We start from the raw sequence: 24,767 nt of genomic DNA on the forward strand, positions 1-24,767 counted from the left end.
ATTGAATGCAGTCGAAAAATTGCAAAAAGAATTAATGAAGACGCGCGAAGCGATCGATATCGTCAAGATCATCTTAGCGAAGAAAAACGACCCTCATCTCGAAGAACAGTTGAAAAGATTAATCACCGAACACAACGAAATTGTGACACAAATCAAGAGCATCCAGTAAGGATGCTTTTTTATCTTATCGCCCTCTACTCGTAACTACCCGGACGCTATCCATTAGGTCAACCAGTCCATCCATATTTTATGTCATGACTTTTTCATTTTTGAATGGTAACATTTTTACACATTCAACCAAACTAAAATGATATCTTTCCTTTTTTACACAAACCAGAAATGACCGATCGATTATCGTTCGAATCGAATCGAAAGGATGAAGTCAAAATGAATGATGAATCAACGCAAGCTGTTTTGGTGAAAACAGTCTTTTTTAGTACGCAAAAATCAACATTTTAGTTTAACAGAGCCTAAAAGAAAAAAGACAGTTATAACTGTCCTTAAATTTAATAGTAATTTATATAATTTGATATTGATTTTAACTTTTCTTCAAGAGAGGTAATATCTTCTGCTTTCAATTCCTCTAAATAATTTACGTCTCCATCTTCACTATCAAAATGTAATTTATTATCATTTTTATTAAATGTAATAGATTTTCCAATCGGAACCCTATATTCATTTTCATTTTGAATTAACTCAAGAATTTCCGTTTTAGGATACGTTTTAAAATCCTCATTCGTTATTAAAGAATTCATTTGATTAACTACCACAGTGATTATCTCTAATTTTTCATCGTCATGCATCATTAATTCACCTCATTTTATATTTCCCAACTTAAATTTTCTCGATTTCGATGAATCTTCAACTGTTTATTAACTACTCCAAATGGCATTTGTATATTTCACTCCTAAATTATATTATGGAGAAAAACGAATGGATTTAACCAGATTCTATAGTAATAATAACTCGTATATACGATAGGATGTGGCTTAAATGGAAAACTTTATTTATGTTTTAAAACCAGTTCGATCTACTTTTTTACATGATTCAACGGAAGAAGAACAAAATATTGTATCAGAGCATTTTCATTATCTACAGAACTTAAATAAAGAAAAGACAGTATCTTTAGCAGGAAGAACCGAACAAGCTGAGTTTGGTATTGTCATCTTAAAAACAGAAAGCTTACAGCATGCAAAAGAAATTATGCAAAATGATCCGGCTGTTAAAAAAAATGTAATGACTGCTGAACTATATCCATTTTTAATAGCATTAAATTAAATACAAAAGTGCATCGAAAATGACTAATTCAAGCCATTCCCGATGCACATTTTATTGTTAATTACTTAAAATTAAAAAATATATTTTCTAATTCTTGTAACGAAGTAGCTTTCTTAGCTACTTCGGACTTTTCTTGATAGAAATTAATATTACTAAAGCGATGTAGTAATAAATACGTCATTAATTCTTTTTGTAAGCTCTCATTTAATTCATTATTCGTATAACCATAGCTTTCTAGAAAAATTTTATTTAGTCCTTCAAAAGGATAAAACATAAACGCAATTGGGCCAAGTAAATCATATTTTGAGTTTCCTACAAAGCAATCAGCAAAATCAATTAAACCAGTAAATTTCCACATACCATCAACTTTATTCATGATTAAATTAAATGGCGTGTATTCTCCGGTTAATAACACTATCTCCACATTTCCTTGCAATGTTCTATCATCTACATAGCTTGTTAATTGTGTATATAACTCATCATTCATTCTGTTGTTTTTATGATGATTCTTTACTTGCTCCAATTGATTCTTAATAAATTGCTTCCATTGATCATAATCATCTTGTTTTGTTGAGATCGTTGCGTCATGGATTTCTCTTATTATTTTTCCTAAATCAAACGCAATTTGCTTTTTCTCCTCGAAAGTGAGGTCATCAAAGATATCAATTAAAAGAGTCCCTTTTAGTTCACTCATTATTAAATAGCTCCAGCCTTCGAACTGACCAGTTGAAATTAATTTAGGAACATCTACGGACAAAGTTCTCCTGTTTAAAAACTCAAGAACTTGCTTCTCTTTTATGAACTCGTCATTTACATAAGAAGGATATAATTTAATTACAATATCACCATCTATACTAAAAACAATATTTCCACCGTACGAAAATCGAGTAAGCTTCTCATAATCGATTTTTTCTAACTCACAAATTTTACGAATCTTACCTTCCCAAAAACAATTTTTCTTGCGCATTATTTTATATTTTTCTTTTGTTATTTTATAAAGATAGGTCATCTATTCTACCTCAATTATTAAATATTTTGTTTATTAATTTTCCTTCTACGCAGAAAAATTTTGATTTAATACCGCTCTTTTTTTAATATTAAGCACAAATAATGTTGCGACTAAACAAAAGATACCTGCTGCAATAAAAATCGATTGGTAGGCATTTAACCAAGAATAAATTAAACCTCCACCATATGCTGCGGCTCCAGCACCTAATTGATGGGCGGTATAAATCCATCCATAGATTACCCCTACCTTCTCTTTACCAAAATGATCCGTCGCTAGTTTAATAGTTGGAGGAACTGTAGCAATCCAATCCATCCCATAGAAAATGGCAAAAGCACTTAAATAAATGATTGAATTAGTAGATAAAGCAAAAGGTAGAATAAGTAGTGACAATCCTCTTAAACCATAATACCAAAATAATAACCAACGATTATCAAAGCGATCAGAAATATATCCGGATAAAGTCGTACCTATAATATTAAATATTCCCATGAACGCTAAAATACTAGCAGCCGTCACCTCTTTATATCCATAATCGATGCAAAGTGAGATAAAATGAGTACCGATTAAACCACTAGTTGAAAAGCCACAAACGAAGAAACTCCCTGCTAATAACCAAAAAACTTTCGATTTAGCACCTAATTTGAACCCATCAAAAGCTGCCTTAACTGGATTAACATTGTTCGCTTGCTTCTGATTACTTTTTTCAGCCCCTAAAGGTAAAACACCAACATCTGCTGGATCATTCTTCATAAAAATCCAAAGTAAAACATAAATGAAAACACCAAAAGAGAATATTGTTAAAACGGCATTTCTCCATGAATAATTTTCAACGATATAGGCCATAAGCGGCAAGAATACAAGTTGACCGGCTGCTGAACTAGAGGTTAAAAGACCTAGTGCTAAACCACGCTTTTTTTCAAACCAAGTAGTAGCAACATACGCATTTAACACCGTCAAAAATGCCCCCGCACTTAAACCAATAATGATTCCCCAAATGATAAATAAATGCCAAATTTGCGACATAATCGTTGTTAGTAAAATAGCCGTTAATAACGTTCCCATACCTACTAACAATACTTTTCTAACACTAAACTTTTGGTATAATCCAGCTATAAATGGACCAGAGAATCCAACAAGAGTTATACAAATCGCAAACGCACCAGAAATTGATGCTCTACTCCAACCAAATTCCTTTTCAAATGGAATCATCATCACTCCAGACATCGTATTTGTTACTGCGGCAATAATGACGGATAAAAAAGTAACAATTAAAATAATCCAAGCATAATGTATTTTTCCACTCTTCAATCAAACTCCTCCTTCATTATTAGACCATTATCTTACTCTCATTTAATAACATTTTTTTTAGTTGATCTACACTACTAACAATTGCATTCGCTCCTGCATCAGTTAATTCCAATTCACTTCCATAACCATAAGTTACTCCAATTGCATCAATATTAGCGATTTTGGCACCCTTTATATCGTGAAGTCGGTCTCCAACCATTACTGAATCTTCCTTAGAAAGATTATTATTCATTTCAAAAATATGCTCAATGATCTCGCCTTTATCGATTCTTGTGCCATCTAGTTCACTTCCAACAATATCAACAAAAAACTCATCGAGTTGGAAATGACTCAATATTTTCTTTGCGAAAATAGTTGGTTTTGAAGTCGCTACATATAGCCTTTTTTTCTCCTTTTGCAAATCGCTTAGAAGGTCACGTATCCCGTCATATACATTATTTTCAATCATACCACTCTGAGAAAAGTATTCGCGATAAAAACGAACTGCATTTAATATATCTTTTTCATTTAATTGAAAAATTTCAGAAAAAGATTGTTGAATCGGAGGCCCAATAAATTTTAAAAGCTCTGCTTCTAATGGAATAGCTATATTCATTTTCTGTAATGCATACTTTACCGAGTTCAAAATCCCTACTTTTGGATCCGTTAATGTACCATCTAAATCGAACAAGATTGTATTATAAGTCATCTTTTTTTCCTCCATCATTATTACTCCACAAAAAAGCGTTAGCATTTTTAGCTAACGCAAATATATTAATTTACTTTTTCCATTCATTTTTCAACATACTATAAACAGCAATATCATAAAACTTTTCTCTAATTTGTTGTGCTTCTCTTTGGACACCTTCTTGTTTAAAATCTAAACGTTCAGGAATTGCCCTACTCTTCCCATTTTCAACAGCTGCTCTAATCACAACTCGATTAAGATTAAGCTCATCATAACAATATGAAACTAAACCATCTACAGCACGAGTCATTATCCCTTTACCCTGTACATGTTCACTTAACCAGTAGCCTATTTCAGTTGTTTGATTCGACCAGTCTATATAATGTAATCCTAACATACCTACTAGTTCATTTTTATAAAAAATGCCCGCTTCAAAACCATTATTATCTGCAAACTTTTGTAACCACATAGGTATAATCGATTTTTGATAATCCTCGATCAATGGAATATTTTCAGCCCAAATCAACCATTCTTTTAAGGAGTTTTGATTTTCCTTCAGTGCCTCTACTAATGTTGCTGCATATTTGGGTGTTAATAGATTGAATGATAAATCCTCACTTATTTGAACCTTAAACATGTCCATCCTCCTTTTTTTACTAAGACATTATCCCTAATTAACTAATTACATTTCTTTAGATTTAGGAGAAGTGTTTTAACCAAATCTAATTTCTGTTTTTAGATTAATCTACTTTAATTCTCTATAAACGGATCTAAATCCTTTCACTTTCAAAAAAAATATTTTAATTCATTGTTCAACAGACATAAAATCTACACCTTATTAGTTGTTTATTTAATATATTTTGGAACTAGTTTTACAATTACTTGCCTAAATCACTAGTTACATAGTATATTTTTTCACAAGGAATATTAAAAACTTCTAATTATTTCTTGAAAATAAAAATCAAACCTGAGGTAATTTCATGCAAAACTGGATTATTGAAACAATGGATACATTTGGTTATTTAGGTATCTTTTTATTAATTGCATTAGAAAACATATTCCCTCCAATTCCTTCTGAAGTAATTTTAACGTTTGGTGGGTTTATGACCACAGAATCTTCACTTTCTAAACTAGGTGTTATTTTCTTTTCAACTTTAGGATCAGTTATTGGAGCAATCATACTTTTTTGGATTGGTACATTACTAGATATAAAAACGTTAGAAAAAATCGTAGAACGCTGGGGCCATTTTTTACGCTTAACTAAAAAAGATGTACATAAAGCGGACGAATGGTTTTCAAAATACGGTGTTTGGACTGTCTTTTTCTGTAGACTGATTCCATTAATACGCAGTTTAATTTCTATACCAGCTGGAATGGCAAGAATGAATTTTTGGATCTTTTTGTTATTTACAACTTTAGGCTCATTAATATGGAATACAATTTTAGTTTTAGTTGGTGCATCAGTCGGTGCATCCTGGGAAAAGATTGTTGAGTATATGGATTTGTATTCAAGTATTATTTATGGAATATTAGCAATTGGATTGGTCGTTTTGATCTTCCTTTTTATCAAAAAAAGAAAACGCTCTGTTTAAATAAAGCTAAAAAACTCAGACTAATTTCATTTAGTCTGAGTTTTTTAGCTTTATTTATATTTAACTACTCTCATCGAATTCAACACTGCCAAAACAGTAACTCCCACATCTGAAATTACTGCTTCCCACATTGTAGCGATCCCGATTACACCTAGTAATAAGAAAAATCCTTTCACTGCTAAAGCAAAAAAGATGTTTTGCCATACAATTTGTCTTGTACGTTTAGCGATTTTAATTGCATCTACAATTTTTGAAGGTTCATCCGACATTAATACAACATCAGCAGCTTCGATCGCTGCATCGGAACCAATTCCTCCCATTGCAATACCTATTTCTGCTTGTGCTAATACTGGTGCATCATTAATACCGTCCCCAACAAATGCAATTTTTTCTTTTGATGATTTTATTTTTTCAATCATTTCAAGCTTTTCTACTTTTTGATGTGGAAGAAGCTCTGAATATATATCATCTATTGCTAATTCCTTACCAATACTTTTAGCAACTGAGTTAGCATCACCGGTTAACATGACAGTCTTTTTAATTCCTACTTTTTTAAGCTCAAGTATCGCTTTTTTCGCATCATCTTTTAGTTGATCTGCAATAACAATTGATCCTATATAATGATTATTTTTTGCTAAATAAACTGTTGTGCCTACTTCTCTAGTTGGTTCATATAAAATTGAATGACTTTCCATTAGTCTTGAATTCCCTACTAACAGAGCATCTCCATTAATCTTAACGCTAATTCCATGTCCGGCAATTTCTGTATAGTTAGATAGCTTTGCTTCATCTATATCTTTTCCATACTTTTGACGAATTGATAATGCGATTGGGTGAGTAGAATAAAACTCTCCGTAAGCAGCTAATTCCAGTAATTCCTCTTTTGAATGACCGCGAGTAGGTATAATCGAACTTACTTGGAATTGCCCTTTCGTCAACGTTCCAGTTTTATCAAACACAATATATTTCAAATCATTTAATGCTTCTAAATAATTACTTCCCTTTACTAATACACCTGATTTTGATGCTGCTCCGATTCCTCCAAAAAATCCTAAAGGAATTGAAACAACTAGAGCACAAGGACATGAAATAACTAGGAAAATTAATGCTCGATATACCCAATCATAAAGTGTTTCACCTGGAATAAAAATTGGTGGAATGATTGCAATAATAGCTGCTGTGATCACAACTATAGGTGTATAAACTTTTGCAAATTTTGTAATGAAATTTTCAGTAGGAGCCTTTTTATTTGTTGCATTTTGAACAAGTTCTAATATTTTTGATACTGTCGATTCATTAAATTCCTTTGTGACTTCAATTTCGAGTAAACCTTGAACATTTATAAATCCACTTAATACTTCATCACCTTCAAATATTTCTCTTGGTAATGACTCACCTGTTAATGCAGAAGTATCAACACTTGAAAATCCACTTTTTACAATTCCATCTAACGGAACCCTTTCCCCAGGTTTAACGATGATCTTATCACCAATTTGAATCTTTTCAGGAGATACTTGTTCAGTTTTGTCTCCATTTTTTAAATTAGCATAATCGGGACGTATATCCATTAATTTTGAAATCGAATTCCGTGATCGATTTACTGCAATACTTTGGAACAATTCACCTAGCTGATAAAATAGCATTACAGCAACAGCTTCAGGATATTCACCAATAATAAATGCACCAATTGTAGCTACTCCCATTAAGAAATTCTCATCAAATACTTGCCCCCTAAAAATATTTCGGATCGCTTTTAAAACAACATCAGCACCTGCTATTAAATAGGCAGCTATAAAAATAATCAATTGAAAGAGCGTTGGTACATTAAGTAATTGAGCTAAAATTAATAAAGCAGTACCAATTCCTAATTTAACAATAAGTTTTTTTGTTTCAGCATTCATTCCCTGTTTCTTTTCTTGCCCAAGTTTTGTATCCATTTTTGAAACAGGATTAATATGCGGTTCTAATACACGAATTTTATCTTTAGCGCTCTCGATAATTGATTCTTTTTGTTCCTCACTCGTCGTAATTGTCATCGTTAAAGTTGCAAAATTTACTGAACATGCATCAACGCCTTCAAGTGTGGAAACTCCTTTTTCAATCTTCATCGCACAATTAGCACAATCAAGACCTTCTAATTTTAATTCACTATTTACTTGCCTTTGCCCCCTACTCAATAAACTCAACTCCTCTCTTTAAGAAACACCTATATTAATCCTCTAAAATATGTTCTAGTGCTTGATTAAAAATTTGTGTAACATGACTATCTGCTAACGAATAATAAACTACTTTACCTTCTTTACGATTTTTTACTAAATGCGCCTGTTTTAATACACGTAACTGATGTGATATGGATGATTGAGTCATTTCTAATAAATAAGCTAGATCACATACACACATCTCAGATTGACTAAGTGCATGTAATATTCTCGTTCTCGTCTTATCTCCAAGAACTTTAAAAAGTTCTGCTACTTCTGTTAGTGTTTCAATATTTAACATGCTTCCTTTTACTGAAAGAATTATATCCTCATGCATAACCGTTTGTTGACAAGCCTCATCACAAACTTCGTCAACTTTCTTTTTTTCTTCAATCATAAACTGTCCTCCTATGAATACATGAACAATCACTCATATGTTTTCTATATATATATTATATGAATAATTGTTCATATGTGTCAAAATATTATTTGTAAAATTTAAAGGAATATTACATATGATAAAGAAATGATTAGTAATGCATACAAAAGGAGAAAAATTAATGACTCTAATCGGATATCTTTTTTGGGGAATTTGCTTAGTAGCCGTAATATTTATCTTTTTAATCGAAAAAAAATTAGGAACCACTCCTCCTTACAAAACAGAGCATCAAGCATTATTTGAAGAAATTACAAAGATTGATCGATCCATTGTGCAGGAATAAGCGTATAAATAAAAAAGTCAGACAGTTACCGGAATTTCTCAGTAACTGTCTGACTTTTAATTTTGTCTTATATCCTTATCCCTGTTCTTTTGGCATAGGGGTATTTGTTGGCTTGGCATATCCATCTTTATATTTATTATCAATGACTTTTCGAATTTCTAACGGCGTTTTTCCTTCTTGCTGTAATTTCGCTGATTCAACGGCAATTTCCATACAGTTGACACATGAAGTTGCATGGCTATCCCACACGATTGAACCATCATCTTTTACTTCATGAATAAAGCAATCTAAATTACTTTTATGACCTACACTTTCACCACAACCACAATAACACGGAATATTTTTAAGTAAATCAACATGCTGAGCTGCCACCATATAAATTTGTTGAATCTGTTGTTCTTGATCTCCTAAAAACTTCGGCAAAGTTTCTTTATTGATTGTTTGTTCTCTAATATCACTTGTTTGAATATGCTCAGCATGATTTTCGTGATTCTTCGTATTATTCGTTTCAGCTTGTTGGTTACTGCATCCTGTAAATAAAATGGAAATCATAAAAGCTGAAAGTACATTATGATTTGTTTTTTGTTTCATCCTTTTCCTCCAATAAATATACGTTAATCTAATTTTAATAATTATTGGAGTGGAAAACAAATTCTTTTAATTATGAATAAATAACTGAATCGATCATCATTTGCAATAAACTTGTGAATAAAAAGAAAAACCTAATCAAAAAACCGGCCCATGCAAAACGTCTATATTTTTCCCATCGTTCCTGATTATCATTACGTTTACAAATCCACATCAAAATCCAAAATCCAAGTGGTAAAATTGGTATTTCAATTCGGTATTGATTAAAATTCAAATTAATACTAAAGACAAATAAACCGATAAGCATTGCAATAATAGACTTCCATACTTCTGGTTTCAAATCATTTGTTCTATAAATCCGAAATAGTAAAATGCCAAGAGTAATATAATTTACTAGCGTAATTATAATGGTAGAAACAAAATGATCTTGATCAAAATGGATATTAACGTCCATTAGATTCTCCTTTTAGATAATTTGATGGTTTCTAATAATTATGACGGTCTTTACGATAATATTTAGTTAATTCACCATTTTCATCATCAATTGATTCTAAAATTAAATTAAAACCCTTTTTCTCAAGGATCTTTACTGAATAGATGTTTTTTGCTTCAACGGAAGCTACTATAAAATTTAACTTTCTAATTCCAAAACAATAGTCTTCTATTAAACTAGCAATTTCAGAACCAAAACCTTTTCCCCATTCTTCTTCAGCTAATCGATAGCCTATTTCAAACTCATCTGCTTCATTTTTTATGACCGCACATGTTCCAATCAATTGATTAGTCTCATTTTTACAAACAGCCATTACTTCAAAATCAGCGTTTTTTTCCTTATACATTTGAAGAATCCTAAATAATTCATTTTCAGTTTCTTCTAATGTTTTGGGACGATTTGTAATATATCTCATTACATTCACATTAGATTGAAGTTTGTGTAATGAACCTAGGTCGTCCATTTTAAGCTCTCTTAAATATAATCTATTTGATTTCATATTCATGGATATCTCCCATTTCTTTCTAATAAAAAGTCACCTATAAAAATAGGTGACATATCAAATTAACAAATACATGTTTTTTTCTTAACCCCAAGCTTTCCTTTCGCTTCGACCTTTTCAATATAGTCGCTTGCTAGAGGTACTTTACAAGCCGTATCTCCTACGTCCACGTGGACTTTTCCAATCTTTTGACCAACCATCATTGCTTCAACTGTAAGGCTTGGAACAAAACTACCTACTGAAATTACAAACCCATTCATTGTATAACGAACTCTATTTTTTGAAGTATGTATATTATTTTCAACATAATTAAGTAATTCACGAACTTCTTCCTTATCAATCTCTTCATCAGGTGCAATTGATAAATAATGACTATAAGTGCTCCATCCACAATCTTCAATTAATTCATCATCTGACTTCAACCATTCTCTAGCTAATTCGATTGCATACTGGCTTTCTGCTGCAACAGCACCTACAATACTTTCAGCAATCATATACCAGTGAGCTTCTTTCGCCCAACTTTGAAGCTGTTCCTTTGTCATTAATTTTGGATTAATTGATAAACCCGCTAAATACATCGCATCTGAATTTCCTGTATGAAAAAGTGATCGTGCTAATTCCTGATCTTTTTTAACATATTTAACAAGCTTTTTCATATCACCAATTTTAACCCCAAAGAATGGCTCCTTTGCACCATGACGTAAAAAAGTTTTTTTCGTTTGCTCAGTTCCCATTTCCTCTAATGATTTCATAACTTCTTCTAATGTCATCATCTTCTCCCCCTTAATAAAGGTTTGTTCCGTTACATCGTTGTCTAAAATGTATCCTATCATACATATCAAGGAAGGACAGTATATAATGAACTATTTTTTTCTATTCATCATACTATACAGTTTTACACTCTCATCCTTTTCAAATAATCAGATTGCGCATGAGGTTCATCAAAATAAATCAGCAATTGCAACTGCAAGAAATGAAGACTGGTCTTACACTGGAAAAACTGGACCAAATTATTGGAGTTCAATCAATAAAAAATACGCACTTTGTTCAACTGGGAAACAGCAATCTCCAGTAAATATTGATCAAGCTATAAAAAAATCACTACCTTTAGGGATAAACTACCATAATGATCTTTTTAAAATAGAAAAGTCGCAGTACACGGTAAAATTCATTCCGGTTAATCACTCCAACTCAATTAATTTAAATGGATCACACTATACATTACTACAGTTTCATTTCCATACTCCAAGTGAGCACACAATCAATGGGAAACAAAGTGATTTAGAGATACATTTTATAAATGAAAATAATAAAAAATCGATTATTACCATCGGGGTACTTGTTGATAGTGGAAGATTGAATAAAGAATTCCAAAAAATCCTAAATGCAAATCCTGTGGATGAAGATTTCGAGAGAAAGGTTGTAAAAATCAATTTGCAGTCCTTTATTCCATATACTAGTAAAAAATTTTCGTACACTGGCTCTTTTACAACTCCTCCATGTACTGAAGGGATTAAATGGATAGTCTTTAACAAACCTATACAATTTTCCGAAGAACAAATCCATTCTTATCAAAATTATTTCGAACCAAATAGCCGTCCCGTTCAGCCATTAAATGATAGAGACTTATTTGAATCTTGGTAAACATAGTGGCGGCATGAAAAATGACATTAAATGAAATTATCATTTTTTGGATGATCTATTAATGGTTTTAAAGGTTAATATGTTCTAGCAATTTCATGAATCCAATAACACTAGTAATGACTTTTTTCAGAGGTTAAAAATATTATGATCTAATTTTAGAAAAACAAATTCAATTTAATAGTTTAATTAATGTTCGAAATTAATTGACCTACAAGCTAATTAATATGCAACAGCTAGGTTACTCTAAGTAAAAGCTATTTGATTAGAATTTATTGTAAACTTTTTTTAATGAACAAGTTGATTGGAACGGAAGGGTGCTCGACTCCTATGGGATAAGCGGGAAGGCTGAGACCCCACAGGCGTAGCCGAGGAGGCTCAGGTCTCGCCCCATGGAAAGCGAGCATCTTGTAGTGGAAATCAACATCACTACTCCTTTTACGAAAATTTGGTAATTTAATTGACAAGCTTCTTTTTCAACAACACAAAAAAAGTTATCCTACTTAAAGGATAACTTTTTTGTTTATCTTATATCGTTATTCAGCAGTTTTTTCATCTCGATGAACTACTTCTAACTTCCCTGTATGTGGGTCAATTACTAGACCATGAATTTCAACCTCTTTTGGAACAAGTGGATGGTTTTTAATAATTGAAACACTGTGGTTAACACTGTCGTATACATTCGAAAAACCAGTTAACCATTTATCTAAATCTAGACCTGAAAACCCTAAAATTTCAAGGTTTTCTTCTTTAATTCCTCGTTCAACCATTTTTTCTTTTATTCGTGTAGGATTTGTATTCCCCATTCCACACTCATGGTGACCGATTACTAATACTTCTTTAGCCCCAAGTTCATAGATTGAAACTAGAATACTTCTCATAACTGAACCAAACGGATGGGCAATAACTGCACCAGCTGTTTTAATCATTTTCACGTCACCGTTTCTAATATCAAGAGCCTTTGGTAAAAGTTCAACTAGACGTGTATCCATACAAGTAACAACTACTACCTCTTTATTCGGAAACTTTGAAGCTGTGTATTGCTCATATTCCTTATTTTCAACAAACTTCTTATTAAAATCTAAAATCTGATCTAACATCTAAATTTCCCCTCCAAACAAAAATAAAGAGCATTTTTCCTATACTTATATTGAAGGAAAAGCTCAAAATATACAACCATTTTGCACTCATTTATAGTATTATTCTAAAATTATGTTTTCATTTATACCGTTTTATTTTTATTTTTTAATATGGAAAATACACACCTAATCGAATTGCTTTATTATTATTTCCCTATTAATTTAGATCAATTTTTTTTATTTTTAAAGTTTATATTGTACACTAGATTTAGTCTTTAATAAGGAGGGAATTAAAATGAAGTTTGAACATTCTATTGCATTACATAATGGAGTTAAAATGCCTCAATTAGGTTTAGGTGTGTGGCGTGTGTCACCAGAAGATGGTGTAGATGCTGTCCGAACAGCTATCGAAATAGGTTATCGTCATATTGATACTGCAGCTGTCTATCAAAACGAAGAGCAAGTAGGTGAAGCAATTCGCCAATCTGGTGTTGCTCGTGATGAACTTTTTATTACAACAAAAGTTTGGAATGCTGATCAAGGGTATGATTCAACTTTAAAAGCACATGAAGAAAGTCTTAAAAAATTAGGCTTGGACTATGTTGATCTTTATTTAATTCACTGGCCAGTAAAAGAAAAATATTTAGATACATATAAAGCATTAGAAAGACTTTACGATGAAAAGCTTGTGCCAGCAATTGGTGTTTCCAATTTTCATGTCCATCACTTAGAAGATATTGCAGCTCATCGTAATATTAAACCAATGGTCGATCAAGTCGAATTACACCCAATGTTTCAACAAAACGAATTACATGAATATTGTCATAAAAACGGCATTGCATTAGAAGCATGGAGCCCATTAATGCAAGGTGGCGAAGCTTTAACAAATCCTGTTATAAAAGAGATTGCGGATCAATATGGTAAAACAACTGCCCAAGTTATCATCCGTTGGCATTTGCAACGCAATGTAATCGTAATTCCTAAATCAATTACACCTTCACGAATTCAAGAAAACTTTGAAGTATTCAACTTCGAGCTTTCATCAAATGATATGCAACAAATTGCTACACTTGATGCAAATAAACGTGTAGGTCCAGACCCTGATAATTTTGATTTTTAAGAAGCTGGATTAAATAATTAGAAATTCAGATGATTTTTTAAAAATGGCTACCTCATTGAAAGGTAGCCATTTCCATTATTTAAATTCCAAGTTCTCCTTTAATTGTATCTATTGTTTGCGTTTTGTATTTCTTCTTCGGAATTGGTGCATTTTGGTTCGATGGATTTTGTTTTAAGTAATTTTTTTCTACGAATTGGAAATCTGTCGCGTTTACTGTTCCATCATTATTTATATCTGCACTTCTTTTATTTGTTCCCCAATATGTTTGAATATAAAGCGCGTCATAAACATCGATTACGTCATCCCCATTTACGTCTCCTGCAGTTGCTTTGTCGCTAAAGTATTGTAATGTCTGTCCCCAAATCGTACCATTCTTATCTAATCCGATCGGGATTTCACGCTTCACCGTAAAATGACCTGGTACTTTTAATTCCCAAGTAAACGATTTAGTCGTTAATGGTAGATTAGAAATTTTGTAATCGCCATAACTTACTAGAGAAGATGAGCCATCGTATACTTTACCATTTCCATCAATCACTCGAACAGTTGCACCAGAAGTTGTCCAATTCCAATTTCGATTATAAATTGAAGCCTCTGCACCTAATGTACCAAATACTTCAGAGAATGTTGGTTGGATCAACCATTCCATACCAGCTGAAGAAAGTGTAATTCGATTACCTTGATCATTCGTATAAGCAATTATTGGATTTACAGGTGCACTCACCGCAAATGTTGTACTCTTCACCTTTAATTTTAGATTTATAGCAGGTATTTTTCCACTAACTGTTTTCGCTTCATCTAAAGCAAGCTTTACTTTTGAATTATTTCCAGACGTTTCAACAGTTACTGTTGCGCCTAAATCCTTCAATGCTTCATTTGCTTTCGCATCTAAAACCTCGAAGTTTTGACCTATATTATTAAGCGTCCATTCAGCTGATTTCAGATTTTGAACATTATTTAAAACAAACGTAGCATTAACCGTATCTCCCATTTTCACATTTACATTGTCAGTCTTCACATATCCGTAAGGCGACCCAGCTTTAACAAAGTAATAGTTTTTCTTTTGTGTCGTGTTATTTGCTCCATCTAATCCATTTAAAGTATAGGTTAAGAGTGTACTTGATTCGTTTATTGGTACACTTAAGTCGATTTTCCCATCTACTCCTACAGGAAGTACAGGATTGAAGTTACCATTAACTGAATAATTTACTTTGTTAATTGATTGATCAACTTTCATTCCGAATTCAATCATATTTGCAACTTCTTGATCAGTTACATTCACTTGAACAGGAATTGTTTTCTGACCTGGTTGATATTCTATAACAGGTGACTCATTTCCATCAAATGATGTCGACATTGTCGGGATATTATTGTCTATATATAAATCATTATAGTTAACGAATACTTTATCTCTAGCGCTCGTACCAATTATTTTAATTCGATATGGCCCTGGTTTTACATAACTTAATGTCGGCGAAATTGGCTGTGTTGTATTATCAGTATAAGCATGGTAAGTACCATTAAAGAAAGCACTTAGTAAATAATTTGTCCCATCGTATGACGAACTTAGATCAATTGTACCAATAACCCCTAAATCATTTCCTGTCTTTCCATCTTGTAATACGATGTCCATTCGTTTCATAGGTGATTTAAAATTAAAAATCATATCAATAAATTGATTTGCACTAAAGCTACGTTTCACATGTAAAAATGAAGGTGACATTGATTTATAAGATAATGTCGTTGAATTGAATCCTTCCTCTGTCGTGCGAACACTAAAAGGAATTCGATATTGTTCATTCTTGTCATCTTTATTTGTTACAACAATATACCCTTCATAAATTCCTGCCTTAGCGCTTGCTGGAACGGAAATAGATACAGGTATTTTCTTCGTATCTAACGATTGAACTTTAATTTCTGAAGGAATATTTACAATAACTCCGTTTTCGCTAGCACTCAGGGAGCCATTAATACCTGTTTGAAAGTTAACATCTACATTAAATTTCTTTAGTTTATCCTCCACATTTGTAAAGTTTACTTTCTTTTCTACTAAAATATCTTCATCTGCATAGTGACTACCAAAGCTAAGTCCACCTGTTATTTCTTTTACTTTTAAGTTCTCGCCATTGAGTGGAAAAACTGTTTCGTCTTGAACTTGTATTTTCATTCCCGTATGAACAGCACGATAAGGATCTACACGACCTGCACCTACATCAAAGACACTATAGCTATCTGCTAAAGGCTTAGCAGTATTCATTAAAATCGTTTTTATGTCACCAGGTTCAAGCGATGGATTTGCTTGAAGTAATAAAGCAGAAATACCTGTAACATGAGGTGCTGCCATAGATGTACCTGACATACGAGAATAAGCGTACTTATAATTTGTTTGGTCGTTTTTATAAATCGAATAAGCAGGCACGCTTGATAACACACTTACACCAGGAGCTGTAATTTCTGGCTTCATATCGTAATTACTTCTAGAAGGTCCACGTGAACTGAAGCTAGCAAGTTTATCTGCATCTGTATTAACTTCTTCCAAATCTTTAAAAGTCAGTTTAGTATGGCCGGCTGCTAATTGTGCTTTAAAATCTAAACCTTGTTCATAACTCATTGAAAATGCAGGGATAAAGTTTTGCTCCTCTTTTACGAATTGTGATGGGCCAGCATTTGGAATATTACTATAAGCAATGATTGCACGTGCTCCGTGATTTTTTGCATAGACAGTCTTGGATTGCGTACCAATTACACCTGTACTTACAAAAACAACTTTTCCAGCTACGTCTTTATTTAAATAATCAGAGTCATTTCCAACCCCTAAGTCTACTACATCTAAAGTTTGACCGTTAAAAACTTTTAAGTCTGAAACAAAATCATTATAGAGAGTACTTAATTGAAATGGTGTTTCTATTCCGTTAAGAACACCTGTATATTTAGTAACTGGAATAGGTGCACTACTTGCTCCTACCGTTAATGCAAGTGCTGCAGCCCCTGGTGAACCTAGTGTATAAGAGTTCGGTCCGCTATTCCCCGCTGAAACTGATGCCGTCACACCGTTAAGTACAGCATAATTTATCGCTGTGCTAGTCGGATACATTGGATCATTAATGTTTGCTCCTAGAGAAAGATTAATAACATCCATTTTATCTTCAACTGCTTTTTCAATTCCAGCTAAAATATCTTCCAATTCTCCAGTTCCATAAGGTCCTAAAACACGATAAACAAAAAGGTCAGCATCAGGTGCAATTCCCTTAACAGCCACACCACCAGTATTTTTGGCTCTACCTGCAATCGTTCCCGAAACATGCGTACCATGACTTGTATAGTAAGGTGAAAGATTTTGATCAGTCTCAGGACGACCAGATTTTTTCCAATCGTCATATGTAGTTTCCATCGGGTCTGGATCATTATCTACTAAGTCATATCCTCCTTTAAATGCATCCTTCAAATCAGGGTGATTATAATCAACTCCTGTATCAATTACGCCGACTTTTACCCCTTTGCCTGTAATCCCTTCTTCATGTAGCTTATCTACACCTAAAAATGGTATACTCTCTATTCTTTTAATTGAATCTTGTTCTTCTGTAGAATCCGGAGTTTCTGGTGGATCTATAGAAAATTCAACACTTTTATAAACAGCTTGAACTGAATCAGATTTTAATAGTTTTTCAACTTCATTCGCTGGTAGTTTCATAGAAACCCCATTGTAAACAGTATCAAATGAACGAGTAATTTTATATTGATCCCTGCCGCTTTTCTCCTTAGAAGCTGGTAAGATTTTCGCTAAATCTTCTTCAAAGGCAGTATGATCATGTTTAACCCTATTCTTCGCCTCAGTGGAAGTTAAAGATTTCCCTTCTAATGCAGATTCAAGAATAGCAACCTTTTCAGGCTTGGATTTAAATTCAACAATAACAGATATATCAGAACTACTCTTTAAGTCCTTTTTATCAAATCCTTGTAATCCATAGCCCTCAATCGATTTTAGCTTCGTTAAAGCATCCCTTTGTTCTTGGGTCAATGAGGCTAATATTTGTTCAGATGATTTGCCATGTATAGTTGTTGCAGATACATAGTCTTTTTGACTTGTTGGTAATAACATTCCCAAAAATATGGCTGCTGCTGCAGAGCCTTTTAACACTCTACTAAACTTTTCAATTTTTGATTTCTCCACCTAATCCCTCTTTTCTAGTGAATAACGTTTGTTCTCGTCCCTACTAAAACTACATTTACTAAGTAATGGCATACCAGAATATTGATTTACCTTACTCTGACTCATTAAATTTAATTATAATTTTTTCTAATATTCGGTCAATTGGGACATTTTTATCTATATTTTTCAAGGTTTCCGCCGTTTTCAAGTTATTTTCGACATATTTCTACCAAATAATTGTGCTTATTTATTAAATTTCTGGATTTTATAAAAAATTACAAAAAAAAAACGATCCTAACAGTTTTCACACTAGCCTTTAGGTTCGTTTTTTAGATTCAAATATTCTATTTAGATCATCAAATAAATTTCTATCCGTTCTTTCCCACCTCCTATATTGTTTCGTTTTAACTTTATTCCTTTAATTTCTCCTGTTCGCTTAATATGTGTCCCACCACACGGAACTTTACCAAAGTCTTTAATTTCCCAATATCTTCTTTGATTTTCTGGGTCATCAAACTCACTAAATATTTCTAAATCTGCTTCAATGAGCTCCTTTGCTTTTGTCTCTAAAAGTGGGAATGTTTCAGAGATTTTTCCATCCCAATAGAAATCAATTCTAGCTTTATCACTAGTAATATTTGCACCAATTTTTTCAGGATTATGATAGTTTTGATACATTAGCTCCAAGATGATTTCTGCAGCAAAATGTAGCTTCATAATTCGATATCGTTTCTCCCAATCGATTTCAATCACTACTTCTTGTCCTTTTTGAAGGTCATGATTTTCTGGTAAAGTGTAGATAATGTCTAATCCGTCCTTCTTAGCTTCAATCACCTCATAATGACCAATTCTCCCTGAATCCGATTGTTGCCCTCCCGAAAAAGCATAAATAATGGTTTCGTTTAAAGTAACATTCCTGCCATCTACTTCCGTAACAATTGCAGTAGTTTTTGAAAGATAAGGATCTTCCCAAAATAGTTTTTTTACTCCCATTGCTTTACTCCTTTTTCATTTTTGATTATGAATTTTGTTTCCACTAGTTGATCCCTTTTATAGTTAGTAAAAAAGGAACAATTTCTATAAATTGTCCCTCTACTAAATTAATCCATATAATTTACTTTGTTACAGCTTCACTACCTTTTACTAATTCTATACGTATTTTTTTCAGCCCATCTTTTTCATCAACATATGTACTTAAACTCCAGTTTGCTGCAAGTGTATGTTTAATTAGATTAATTGCTTCTTCAGATAAATAAAAGCCTTGAATTGCAGTTCCCATTTCTTCATAATCTTTTTCAACTTCAATGCCAAATTTATATCTTAGTAAAGTCATTAATGATCCTTTTGTTAAAAATTTGATTTGATAGCCATCATTAACAATTTTATTAAAATTTTCTTCATTGTTTTTGTACAGTTTTATTAATGTTTCCCAGTCAGGAAAACCATTACCATATTGATTTAAAAACTCGAAATTCTCTTCTTTCACAGCGTTAATTAACTGAATGTTTTCTACACCAGCACTACGTAAACTTTCAATCATAATTGCATTATTTATAGCAATGCTTACAAAGCTCATCTTTCTTCTCCCTCCGAATTAAAAGAATTTTCATTTTATTCAACTTTACCATAAAATAAGGCACTAAACTATTAAATTGATGAGACACCAAGTTAGAGAATAGGGAATGTTTAGTGAACTTTATTGAAAAAAAAAACCACAAGATTTTGTAACACATCTTGTGATTTTCTTCTTTTGGAGAATTTAGATACACATTTTATCTAAATAGTATTTAATGTGATGAAAGCAGTTGTGCCTTCTCCATTTTTACTTGTAATTTGTAGATTGCCACCATAGTTTTCAATTAGATCTTTTGCGATTGATAAGCCTAAACCATTACCGCCGTTAGCTCGACTTCTCGCTTTATCAGCTCGATAAAATCGGTCAAATATATGATTAATATCTTCTTCTTTAATACCGATTCCGTTATCTATCACTTTGATTTCAATCTTGTTTGCAACTTGTGCTGTAGTTATATCGATAATGGTATGTTCTTTACTGTACTTAACTGCATTATCAAACAAAATAATTAATATTTGCATTAAATGTTCTCTTGCAATATTTGCTTTATCGACAATTTGATTAGGAGTGTGGAAGTGAATTTCCAAATCTTCATGTAAGAGCTGATAATTGTTTATTATCTCATTTAACACTTCATTAATATTTGTTGGAGCATACTGTTCAATCTTTTCGCTATTTTTCTCTAGCTTTGTTAACTGTAGAAGCTCATTCGTTAAAATAATCATTCTGTTTGTTTCATTAATACATGTATTTAATGAGTTTTCTAAAACAGTTTCGTCTTTTTTCCCCCAGCGATTAACAAGTGATAAGTGACCATGAATGATTGCTAAAGGTGTCCTTAATTCATGAGAAGCATCTTCAACAAAACGCTTTTGTCTTGTAATTGAAGCCTCTAACTCATCCATCATTTTATTAAAAAGAAGACCGAGTTCAGATAGCTCATCTTTTGTTTCTCCTACAAAAACTCGCTCTTTTAATTGATTATTTTTTATTTTAATCATTGTTTGATTTAAATTTTTAATAGGATTTAATATTTTTTTAGATAAGAAATAACCGCTTAAAATACTTAAAATTAACGAAATGGTTGTTCCTAGAATGAGAATCATGAATGATTCTTTAATTAATTTCGAAAAGATTTCTACATTCATTGCAACTTCTAAAACACCATCAAAATTCTTATAATGTAACAGCTTACTATTAATTAAAATTTCTTGATTGTGTAGTCTATATTTTTGGATTTTACCGAAGTCTTTTTTATTAATATGAATTTTAGGCATCGTTCTTGAAACTGTAAATATTTCTTTTCCATCTTTATCGATTAATCGAATCATCTCATTATTTTGTATAATTTTTTCAAAATATGATTTGTTTTCTGCAAAAGAAGCCGCAGTAGGTCGTTTCGTTTTATATTCTTCATCTAAATAAGCTGACGTATCATATAATCTCTTTTCAATACGATGTTGCTGCTGATTCATGACTGACATTTGAATCAAAGCACTTTGAATAAGATTACATAATGTAAATATGACAAACATAAGCACAGCGATTGTAATTGTTATTTTCCATCTAATCGAAAGCTTATTTAACAAGGTAAGATCCACCTCTACATCCTCATTACATACCCAGTACCCCTTACAGTGTGAATATAGGTATTATTTTTATCATCTAGTTTTGTTCTTAAGTAGCTAATATAAACATCCACTACGTTTGTTTCAATTGTAGAGCCATAGCCCCATACAGTTTCTAATAAAATTTCTCTAGTTAATACACGATTTACATTGCTCATTAATAAATACAATAAATCGAATTCTTTTTTCGTTAAATCAATGATCGCTTCATCTTTTTTAACAACTCGAGCTGCAGAATCTAATGACAAATCTTTAAATTTTAAGCAGTGTAAATTTGTTGAACGATCGATGCGTCTAAAGATTGCTCGCATATGAGCTAAAAGTTCTTCAATAACAAATGGTTTTGAAATATAATCATCTGCACCACTATCTAATCCAGAAATTCGATCAAAAACACTATCTCTAGCTGTAATCATAATAATTGGTGTATCTTTATGCGCTCTAATTCGTCTACAAACTTCAATACCACTTAAATTAGGAAGCATTAAATCAAGCAAGATTAAGTCAAATTCTTGGTCGATTGCTAGGTTTAAACCGTCTCTTCCATCATTTGAAATATGAACTTCATTTCCTTCATACTCTAACTCTAATCGTATAAAATTTGCTAATTCTTTCTCATCTTCTATAATTAATATTTTTTTCATATATTTTATCCCTCATTTTTTTTTATAATAACATCTATAAAATTATTATTTGTATTGTATAAGGATATCTGTTTAAGATGAAAATGGCTTTATGAATATTTTAAAATTTAATTAGAGTTTTATTAGAAATTTTTAATAGTTTATCTTAATAATCTTGATATTACTACCTATTGTGTACATTTTCTAATAATTTCACTTAAAAACGATTAAAATTTATTTAAGAAAAGTCCAAAAGCTTTCCAAAAAATATTGTATAAGCTTTTTTATTTTAGGCTATTTTATGTAATTTTTGAAGTTATTTTCTCAATGTTAAAAAAAAATGACTTTAGTATTTACTAAAGTCATTTCACACTGTTGAAAAACTTCCTTGTCAATTAATTTACCAAATTTTCGTAAAAGGAGTAGAGTGATGTTGATTTCCACTACAGGATGCTCGCTTTCCATGGGGCGAGATTCTTTAGCCTCCTCGGCAAGCCTGCGGGGTCTCAGCCTTCCCGCTTATCCCATAGGAGTCGAGCACCCCTTTAGTTCCAATCAACTTATTCATCAAAAAAAGTCTGTAATAAACCCTAATCAAAAAGCCTTTACTTAGAGTAACCTAACCGTGGTGTATTAATAAGCTATAGGTCAACTAATATTGAACTTTAATTAAACCAATCAACTGAATTTGTTTTCTAATAATTTGATCATAATATTTTTAACTTCAGAAAAAAATCATTACTAGTGATTTTGAATCATAAAATTGCTTAAAATATTAACAGTTAAAACCAATGATATATCATCCAAAAAATGATTATATATAAATAAGTTCAATTTAATGTCATATTCCCTATTGACTATTTTATATTCGACTTTATGTTAAACAATTTGCAAGCTAAAATTGGTTGGACCAACGGCTTCGTGCATCTTAAAAATCTTCATTAAATACTTATTTATAATTTGGAAACTGAATCGGTATATTTAATATATGTTCTGGTTGGCCGTCTTTTGCACTTGCTACATATAGTGTAAGTACTCCATTTGGACTTGTTGGTTGATTATAATTAATTACTAGTTTAAAGTTCCCCCATTCGGGAGCACCCATATCAGCCATTGTGTGACCTTCGGCCAATACATTATGACCATCTTCTATTCGATAAAGAAATGTTGCTTCAAAAACACTAGCTTTCCCTTCAACAATTAACACATTCTTACCTGTTGTGTCATTTACGACTGAAGTGACTTTAAATGCATCGTTTTCAACTGGTGTAAAGGCTTTAACTGGTGGCTTAGTTTCATCCTTTTTTGGCGGATTATTATTTCCCTTATCTGGTGTATTTCCTTTATCAGTATTTTTGTCTTTATCTGGTGTATTGCCCTTATCAGTGGTTTTCCCCTTATCAACTTGTGATGACTGATCATCCTTTTTGCCATTACCGTAGTCACTTGACTGACAGCTTGTTAAACAGAATATGCTTAAAATGATAAGTCCAATAAATAAAAGTCTTCTCATTCTATTAATCACCTCTAAAATAATTTATTGATGTAAATTAAATATTGTTCTGAATCAAACTATTTATTTTTTACAAAAGATGAAAGGCATTTTTACCGAGTGGACTTCTAAGAAAAGGAATGAATTTTTAAACACATTAAAAGAACGTACTAGCAAGTTGTATTACGATTGGTAAAGTTAGACTACTTAATATAGTTGAAGTAACGACAGTTTGTGCTGCAAAATTTGCATGTGGACCTTTGAATGATAGTAATGCACTATTTCTTGAACTTGGGAAGGCACTACCAATAAAAAGGGCTTTTGCAACTACACCTTCAAAACCGAAAATTTTTATAAGGGCAAATGCAATAATTGGACCACCAATCAATCTTAAGAAGTTACTAATCGCTAAATTGTTCCAGCTAATTTCTTTCCCCGATTCAGCTAATTGAGCTCCAAGTGTAATTAACGCAAATGGGGCAAATGATTCAGTAATAGGATTTAAAATGGTAACCAATTCATGATTTAATTTCACATGAGATAGTTGAAGAATAAAGCCAAGTACTACACTATATATGATTGGTAGCTTTAGCATTTTCATAATTGCTTCTTTCATTTGAACTGAAGCCTCTGCATTATATACCCCAACAGTAAATGTCATGATATTTTGAAACAAAACAATTAAAACTCCAATACTCAATGCAAAAGGATCATTTTTAAAAACTAACGCATTTACTGGCAATCCAAGATTTCCTGAATTATTTAACGCGATGCTATTCGCAAATGTACCTTGCATAGATTTTTCAATTCCTCGCCATCTACATATTAATGTTGAAATTAGCGACATAAAGACAAATTGAATAACCAAGTAAAATAAAACAATACCTGCAACTTTACCAGATAACGGACTATCATATATTTTCATAAATACTGCGACTGGAAGAAATAAATAAACTAAGAGGGTTGTTAAAGTACGTAAGTGAAGTTTAAAAAGGCGATTAAATAAATAACCTAATAATACATAAAAAAATAGAGGAAGCATAACTTCTAGTAGTAATTTTATTACCATTTCTTTTCCTTCTTTCAGATGATTAACCGCTT

Annotated in this window: 24 protein-coding genes; 5 read left to right on the forward strand and 19 right to left on the reverse strand. The window is 31.9% G+C overall.

Annotated elements, in window-relative coordinates; translation table 11 throughout:
- Positions 1-506 precede the first annotated feature (506 nt).
- The gene (locus tag BED47_RS08185; protein WP_139116351.1) at positions 507-806 is read right to left on the reverse strand and encodes a hypothetical protein; all 300 of its coding nucleotides are present in this window, start codon (positions 804-806) and stop codon (positions 507-509) included.
- A gap of 187 nt (positions 807-993) precedes the next feature.
- Here BED47_RS08185 and BED47_RS08190 point away from each other — a divergent pair, with 187 nt between their 5' ends.
- Positions 994-1,278, forward strand: coding sequence for a YciI family protein (locus BED47_RS08190; RefSeq protein WP_069033251.1), 285 nt, complete (start codon positions 994-996; stop codon positions 1,276-1,278).
- Between the two features lie 61 nt (positions 1,279-1,339).
- On the opposite strand, the gene BED47_RS08195 is transcribed toward BED47_RS08190, so the two are convergent.
- From BED47_RS08195 to BED47_RS08210, 4 genes are all read right to left on the reverse strand, one after another.
- Positions 1,340-2,287: an aminoglycoside phosphotransferase family protein gene (locus tag BED47_RS08195; RefSeq protein ID WP_069033252.1), complete on the reverse strand. Its 948-nt coding sequence runs from the start codon at positions 2,285-2,287 to the stop codon at positions 1,340-1,342.
- A gap of 45 nt (positions 2,288-2,332) precedes the next feature.
- Positions 2,333-3,595 (reverse strand): MFS transporter, encoded by a 1,263-nt coding sequence (locus BED47_RS08200; RefSeq protein ID WP_069033253.1) that lies wholly within the window; start codon positions 3,593-3,595, stop codon positions 2,333-2,335.
- Between the two features lie 19 nt (positions 3,596-3,614).
- Positions 3,615-4,283 (reverse strand): HAD family hydrolase, encoded by a 669-nt coding sequence (locus BED47_RS08205; protein WP_254664568.1) that lies wholly within the window; start codon positions 4,281-4,283, stop codon positions 3,615-3,617.
- A gap of 70 nt (positions 4,284-4,353) precedes the next feature.
- Positions 4,354-4,899: a GNAT family N-acetyltransferase gene (locus tag BED47_RS08210; RefSeq protein ID WP_069033255.1), complete on the reverse strand. Its 546-nt coding sequence runs from the start codon at positions 4,897-4,899 to the stop codon at positions 4,354-4,356.
- A gap of 343 nt (positions 4,900-5,242) precedes the next feature.
- Here BED47_RS08210 and BED47_RS08215 point away from each other — a divergent pair, with 343 nt between their 5' ends.
- Positions 5,243-5,854 carry a DedA family protein gene (locus tag BED47_RS08215; RefSeq protein ID WP_069033256.1) on the forward strand — a complete coding sequence of 204 codons (612 nt, stop codon included), beginning with the start codon at positions 5,243-5,245 and terminating at the stop codon, positions 5,852-5,854.
- A gap of 50 nt (positions 5,855-5,904) precedes the next feature.
- Here the strand turns inward: BED47_RS08215 and BED47_RS08220 are convergent, their stop codons facing one another.
- Both BED47_RS08220 and BED47_RS08225 read right to left on the reverse strand, forming a co-directional pair.
- Positions 5,905-8,040, reverse strand: a complete 2,136-nt coding sequence (locus BED47_RS08220; RefSeq protein WP_439097774.1) for a heavy metal translocating P-type ATPase — start codon at positions 8,038-8,040, stop codon at positions 5,905-5,907.
- Between the two features lie 25 nt (positions 8,041-8,065).
- Complete coding sequence (locus BED47_RS08225) at positions 8,066-8,449, reverse strand: ArsR/SmtB family transcription factor (RefSeq protein WP_025568928.1); 384 nt, start codon at positions 8,447-8,449, stop codon at positions 8,066-8,068.
- A gap of 163 nt (positions 8,450-8,612) precedes the next feature.
- Here BED47_RS08225 and BED47_RS23670 point away from each other — a divergent pair, with 163 nt between their 5' ends.
- The gene (locus BED47_RS23670; RefSeq protein ID WP_175403471.1) at positions 8,613-8,774 is read left to right on the forward strand and encodes a hypothetical protein; all 162 of its coding nucleotides are present in this window, start codon (positions 8,613-8,615) and stop codon (positions 8,772-8,774) included.
- A gap of 75 nt (positions 8,775-8,849) precedes the next feature.
- Here the strand turns inward: BED47_RS23670 and BED47_RS08230 are convergent, their stop codons facing one another.
- The 4 genes from BED47_RS08230 to BED47_RS08245 form a co-directional block, all read right to left on the reverse strand.
- Positions 8,850-9,365: a PCYCGC motif-containing (lipo)protein gene (locus BED47_RS08230; protein WP_069033258.1), complete on the reverse strand. Its 516-nt coding sequence runs from the start codon at positions 9,363-9,365 to the stop codon at positions 8,850-8,852.
- Positions 9,366-9,435: 70 nt separating this feature from the next.
- A complete protein-coding gene (locus BED47_RS08235; protein ID WP_069033259.1) occupies positions 9,436-9,816 on the reverse strand; it encodes a hypothetical protein in 381 nt (126 codons plus the stop codon).
- Between the two features lie 31 nt (positions 9,817-9,847).
- Positions 9,848-10,360 (reverse strand): GNAT family N-acetyltransferase, encoded by a 513-nt coding sequence (locus tag BED47_RS08240; protein ID WP_069033260.1) that lies wholly within the window; start codon positions 10,358-10,360, stop codon positions 9,848-9,850.
- A 59-nt stretch (positions 10,361-10,419) separates the two neighbouring features.
- Entirely contained in the window at positions 10,420-11,127 is a 708-nt protein-coding gene (locus BED47_RS08245; RefSeq protein WP_069033261.1) for a DNA alkylation repair protein, read from the reverse strand.
- A gap of 88 nt (positions 11,128-11,215) precedes the next feature.
- Here BED47_RS08245 and BED47_RS08250 point away from each other — a divergent pair, with 88 nt between their 5' ends.
- Entirely contained in the window at positions 11,216-12,001 is a 786-nt protein-coding gene (locus BED47_RS08250; protein ID WP_175403472.1) for a carbonic anhydrase, read from the forward strand.
- 533 nt (positions 12,002-12,534) lie between these two features.
- On the opposite strand, the gene BED47_RS08255 is transcribed toward BED47_RS08250, so the two are convergent.
- Positions 12,535-13,098 (reverse strand): beta-class carbonic anhydrase, encoded by a 564-nt coding sequence (locus BED47_RS08255; RefSeq protein ID WP_025568922.1) that lies wholly within the window; start codon positions 13,096-13,098, stop codon positions 12,535-12,537.
- A 274-nt stretch (positions 13,099-13,372) separates the two neighbouring features.
- Here BED47_RS08255 and BED47_RS08260 point away from each other — a divergent pair, with 274 nt between their 5' ends.
- On the forward strand, positions 13,373-14,197 hold the full coding sequence (locus tag BED47_RS08260) for an aldo/keto reductase (RefSeq protein WP_069033262.1): 825 nt from the start codon (positions 13,373-13,375) through the stop codon (positions 14,195-14,197).
- A gap of 79 nt (positions 14,198-14,276) precedes the next feature.
- Here the strand turns inward: BED47_RS08260 and BED47_RS08265 are convergent, their stop codons facing one another.
- The 7 genes from BED47_RS08265 to BED47_RS08295 form a co-directional block, all read right to left on the reverse strand.
- On the reverse strand, positions 14,277-18,368 hold the full coding sequence (locus BED47_RS08265) for a S8 family serine peptidase (RefSeq protein WP_084006831.1): 4,092 nt from the start codon (positions 18,366-18,368) through the stop codon (positions 14,277-14,279).
- 327 nt (positions 18,369-18,695) lie between these two features.
- On the reverse strand, positions 18,696-19,340 hold the full coding sequence (locus BED47_RS08270) for an alanyl-tRNA editing protein (protein ID WP_069033263.1): 645 nt from the start codon (positions 19,338-19,340) through the stop codon (positions 18,696-18,698).
- A 121-nt stretch (positions 19,341-19,461) separates the two neighbouring features.
- On the reverse strand, positions 19,462-19,923 hold the full coding sequence (locus BED47_RS08275; RefSeq protein WP_069033264.1) for a hypothetical protein: 462 nt from the start codon (positions 19,921-19,923) through the stop codon (positions 19,462-19,464).
- 200 nt (positions 19,924-20,123) lie between these two features.
- Positions 20,124-21,512, reverse strand: coding sequence for a HAMP domain-containing sensor histidine kinase (locus BED47_RS08280; RefSeq protein ID WP_084006832.1), 1,389 nt, complete (start codon positions 21,510-21,512; stop codon positions 20,124-20,126).
- Between the two features lie 14 nt (positions 21,513-21,526).
- Positions 21,527-22,195 (reverse strand): response regulator transcription factor, encoded by a 669-nt coding sequence (locus tag BED47_RS08285; protein WP_056471929.1) that lies wholly within the window; start codon positions 22,193-22,195, stop codon positions 21,527-21,529.
- Between the two features lie 928 nt (positions 22,196-23,123).
- On the reverse strand, positions 23,124-23,687 hold the full coding sequence (locus BED47_RS08290) for a Gmad2 immunoglobulin-like domain-containing protein (RefSeq protein ID WP_069033265.1): 564 nt from the start codon (positions 23,685-23,687) through the stop codon (positions 23,124-23,126).
- Between the two features lie 136 nt (positions 23,688-23,823).
- Positions 23,824-24,735 carry an AEC family transporter gene (locus BED47_RS08295; protein WP_069033266.1) on the reverse strand — a complete coding sequence of 304 codons (912 nt, stop codon included), beginning with the start codon at positions 24,733-24,735 and terminating at the stop codon, positions 23,824-23,826.
- Positions 24,736-24,767 lie beyond the last annotated feature (32 nt).

Source organism: Gottfriedia luciferensis, assembly GCF_001712755.1.
GTDB lineage: Bacteria > Bacillota > Bacilli > Bacillales > Bacillaceae_G > Gottfriedia > Gottfriedia luciferensis_B.

What these genes read in the sequence shown, in the direction of transcription:
- BED47_RS08190 (WP_069033251.1), top strand. Translation starts at nt 994, where the DNA reads ATGGAAAACTTTATTTATGTTTTAAAACCAGTTCGATCTACTTTTTTA.
- BED47_RS08285 (WP_056471929.1), bottom strand. Translation starts at nt 22,195, where the DNA reads ATGAAAAAAATATTAATTATAGAAGATGAGAAAGAATTAGCAAATTTT.
- BED47_RS08245 (WP_069033261.1), bottom strand. Translation starts at nt 11,127, where the DNA reads ATGACATTAGAAGAAGTTATGAAATCATTAGAGGAAATGGGAACTGAG.
- BED47_RS08210 (WP_069033255.1), bottom strand. Translation starts at nt 4,899, where the DNA reads ATGTTTAAGGTTCAAATAAGTGAGGATTTATCATTCAATCTATTAACA.
- BED47_RS08250 (WP_175403472.1), top strand. Translation starts at nt 11,216, where the DNA reads ATGAACTATTTTTTTCTATTCATCATACTATACAGTTTTACACTCTCA.
- BED47_RS08185 (WP_139116351.1), bottom strand. Translation starts at nt 806, where the DNA reads ATGATGCATGACGATGAAAAATTAGAGATAATCACTGTGGTAGTTAAT.
- BED47_RS08230 (WP_069033258.1), bottom strand. Translation starts at nt 9,365, where the DNA reads ATGAAACAAAAAACAAATCATAATGTACTTTCAGCTTTTATGATTTCC.
- BED47_RS08290 (WP_069033265.1), bottom strand. Translation starts at nt 23,687, where the DNA reads ATGAGAAGACTTTTATTTATTGGACTTATCATTTTAAGCATATTCTGT.
- BED47_RS08195 (WP_069033252.1), bottom strand. Translation starts at nt 2,287, where the DNA reads ATGACCTATCTTTATAAAATAACAAAAGAAAAATATAAAATAATGCGC.
- BED47_RS23670 (WP_175403471.1), top strand. Translation starts at nt 8,613, where the DNA reads ATGACTCTAATCGGATATCTTTTTTGGGGAATTTGCTTAGTAGCCGTA.
- BED47_RS08295 (WP_069033266.1), bottom strand. Translation starts at nt 24,735, where the DNA reads ATGGTAATAAAATTACTACTAGAAGTTATGCTTCCTCTATTTTTTTAT.
- BED47_RS08270 (WP_069033263.1), bottom strand. Translation starts at nt 19,340, where the DNA reads ATGGGAGTAAAAAAACTATTTTGGGAAGATCCTTATCTTTCAAAAACT.
- BED47_RS08275 (WP_069033264.1), bottom strand. Translation starts at nt 19,923, where the DNA reads ATGAGCTTTGTAAGCATTGCTATAAATAATGCAATTATGATTGAAAGT.
- BED47_RS08240 (WP_069033260.1), bottom strand. Translation starts at nt 10,360, where the DNA reads ATGAATATGAAATCAAATAGATTATATTTAAGAGAGCTTAAAATGGAC.
- BED47_RS08255 (WP_025568922.1), bottom strand. Translation starts at nt 13,098, where the DNA reads ATGTTAGATCAGATTTTAGATTTTAATAAGAAGTTTGTTGAAAATAAG.
- BED47_RS08260 (WP_069033262.1), top strand. Translation starts at nt 13,373, where the DNA reads ATGAAGTTTGAACATTCTATTGCATTACATAATGGAGTTAAAATGCCT.
- BED47_RS08235 (WP_069033259.1), bottom strand. Translation starts at nt 9,816, where the DNA reads ATGGACGTTAATATCCATTTTGATCAAGATCATTTTGTTTCTACCATT.
- BED47_RS08215 (WP_069033256.1), top strand. Translation starts at nt 5,243, where the DNA reads ATGCAAAACTGGATTATTGAAACAATGGATACATTTGGTTATTTAGGT.
- BED47_RS08205 (WP_254664568.1), bottom strand. Translation starts at nt 4,283, where the DNA reads ATGACTTATAATACAATCTTGTTCGATTTAGATGGTACATTAACGGAT.
- BED47_RS08225 (WP_025568928.1), bottom strand. Translation starts at nt 8,449, where the DNA reads ATGATTGAAGAAAAAAAGAAAGTTGACGAAGTTTGTGATGAGGCTTGT.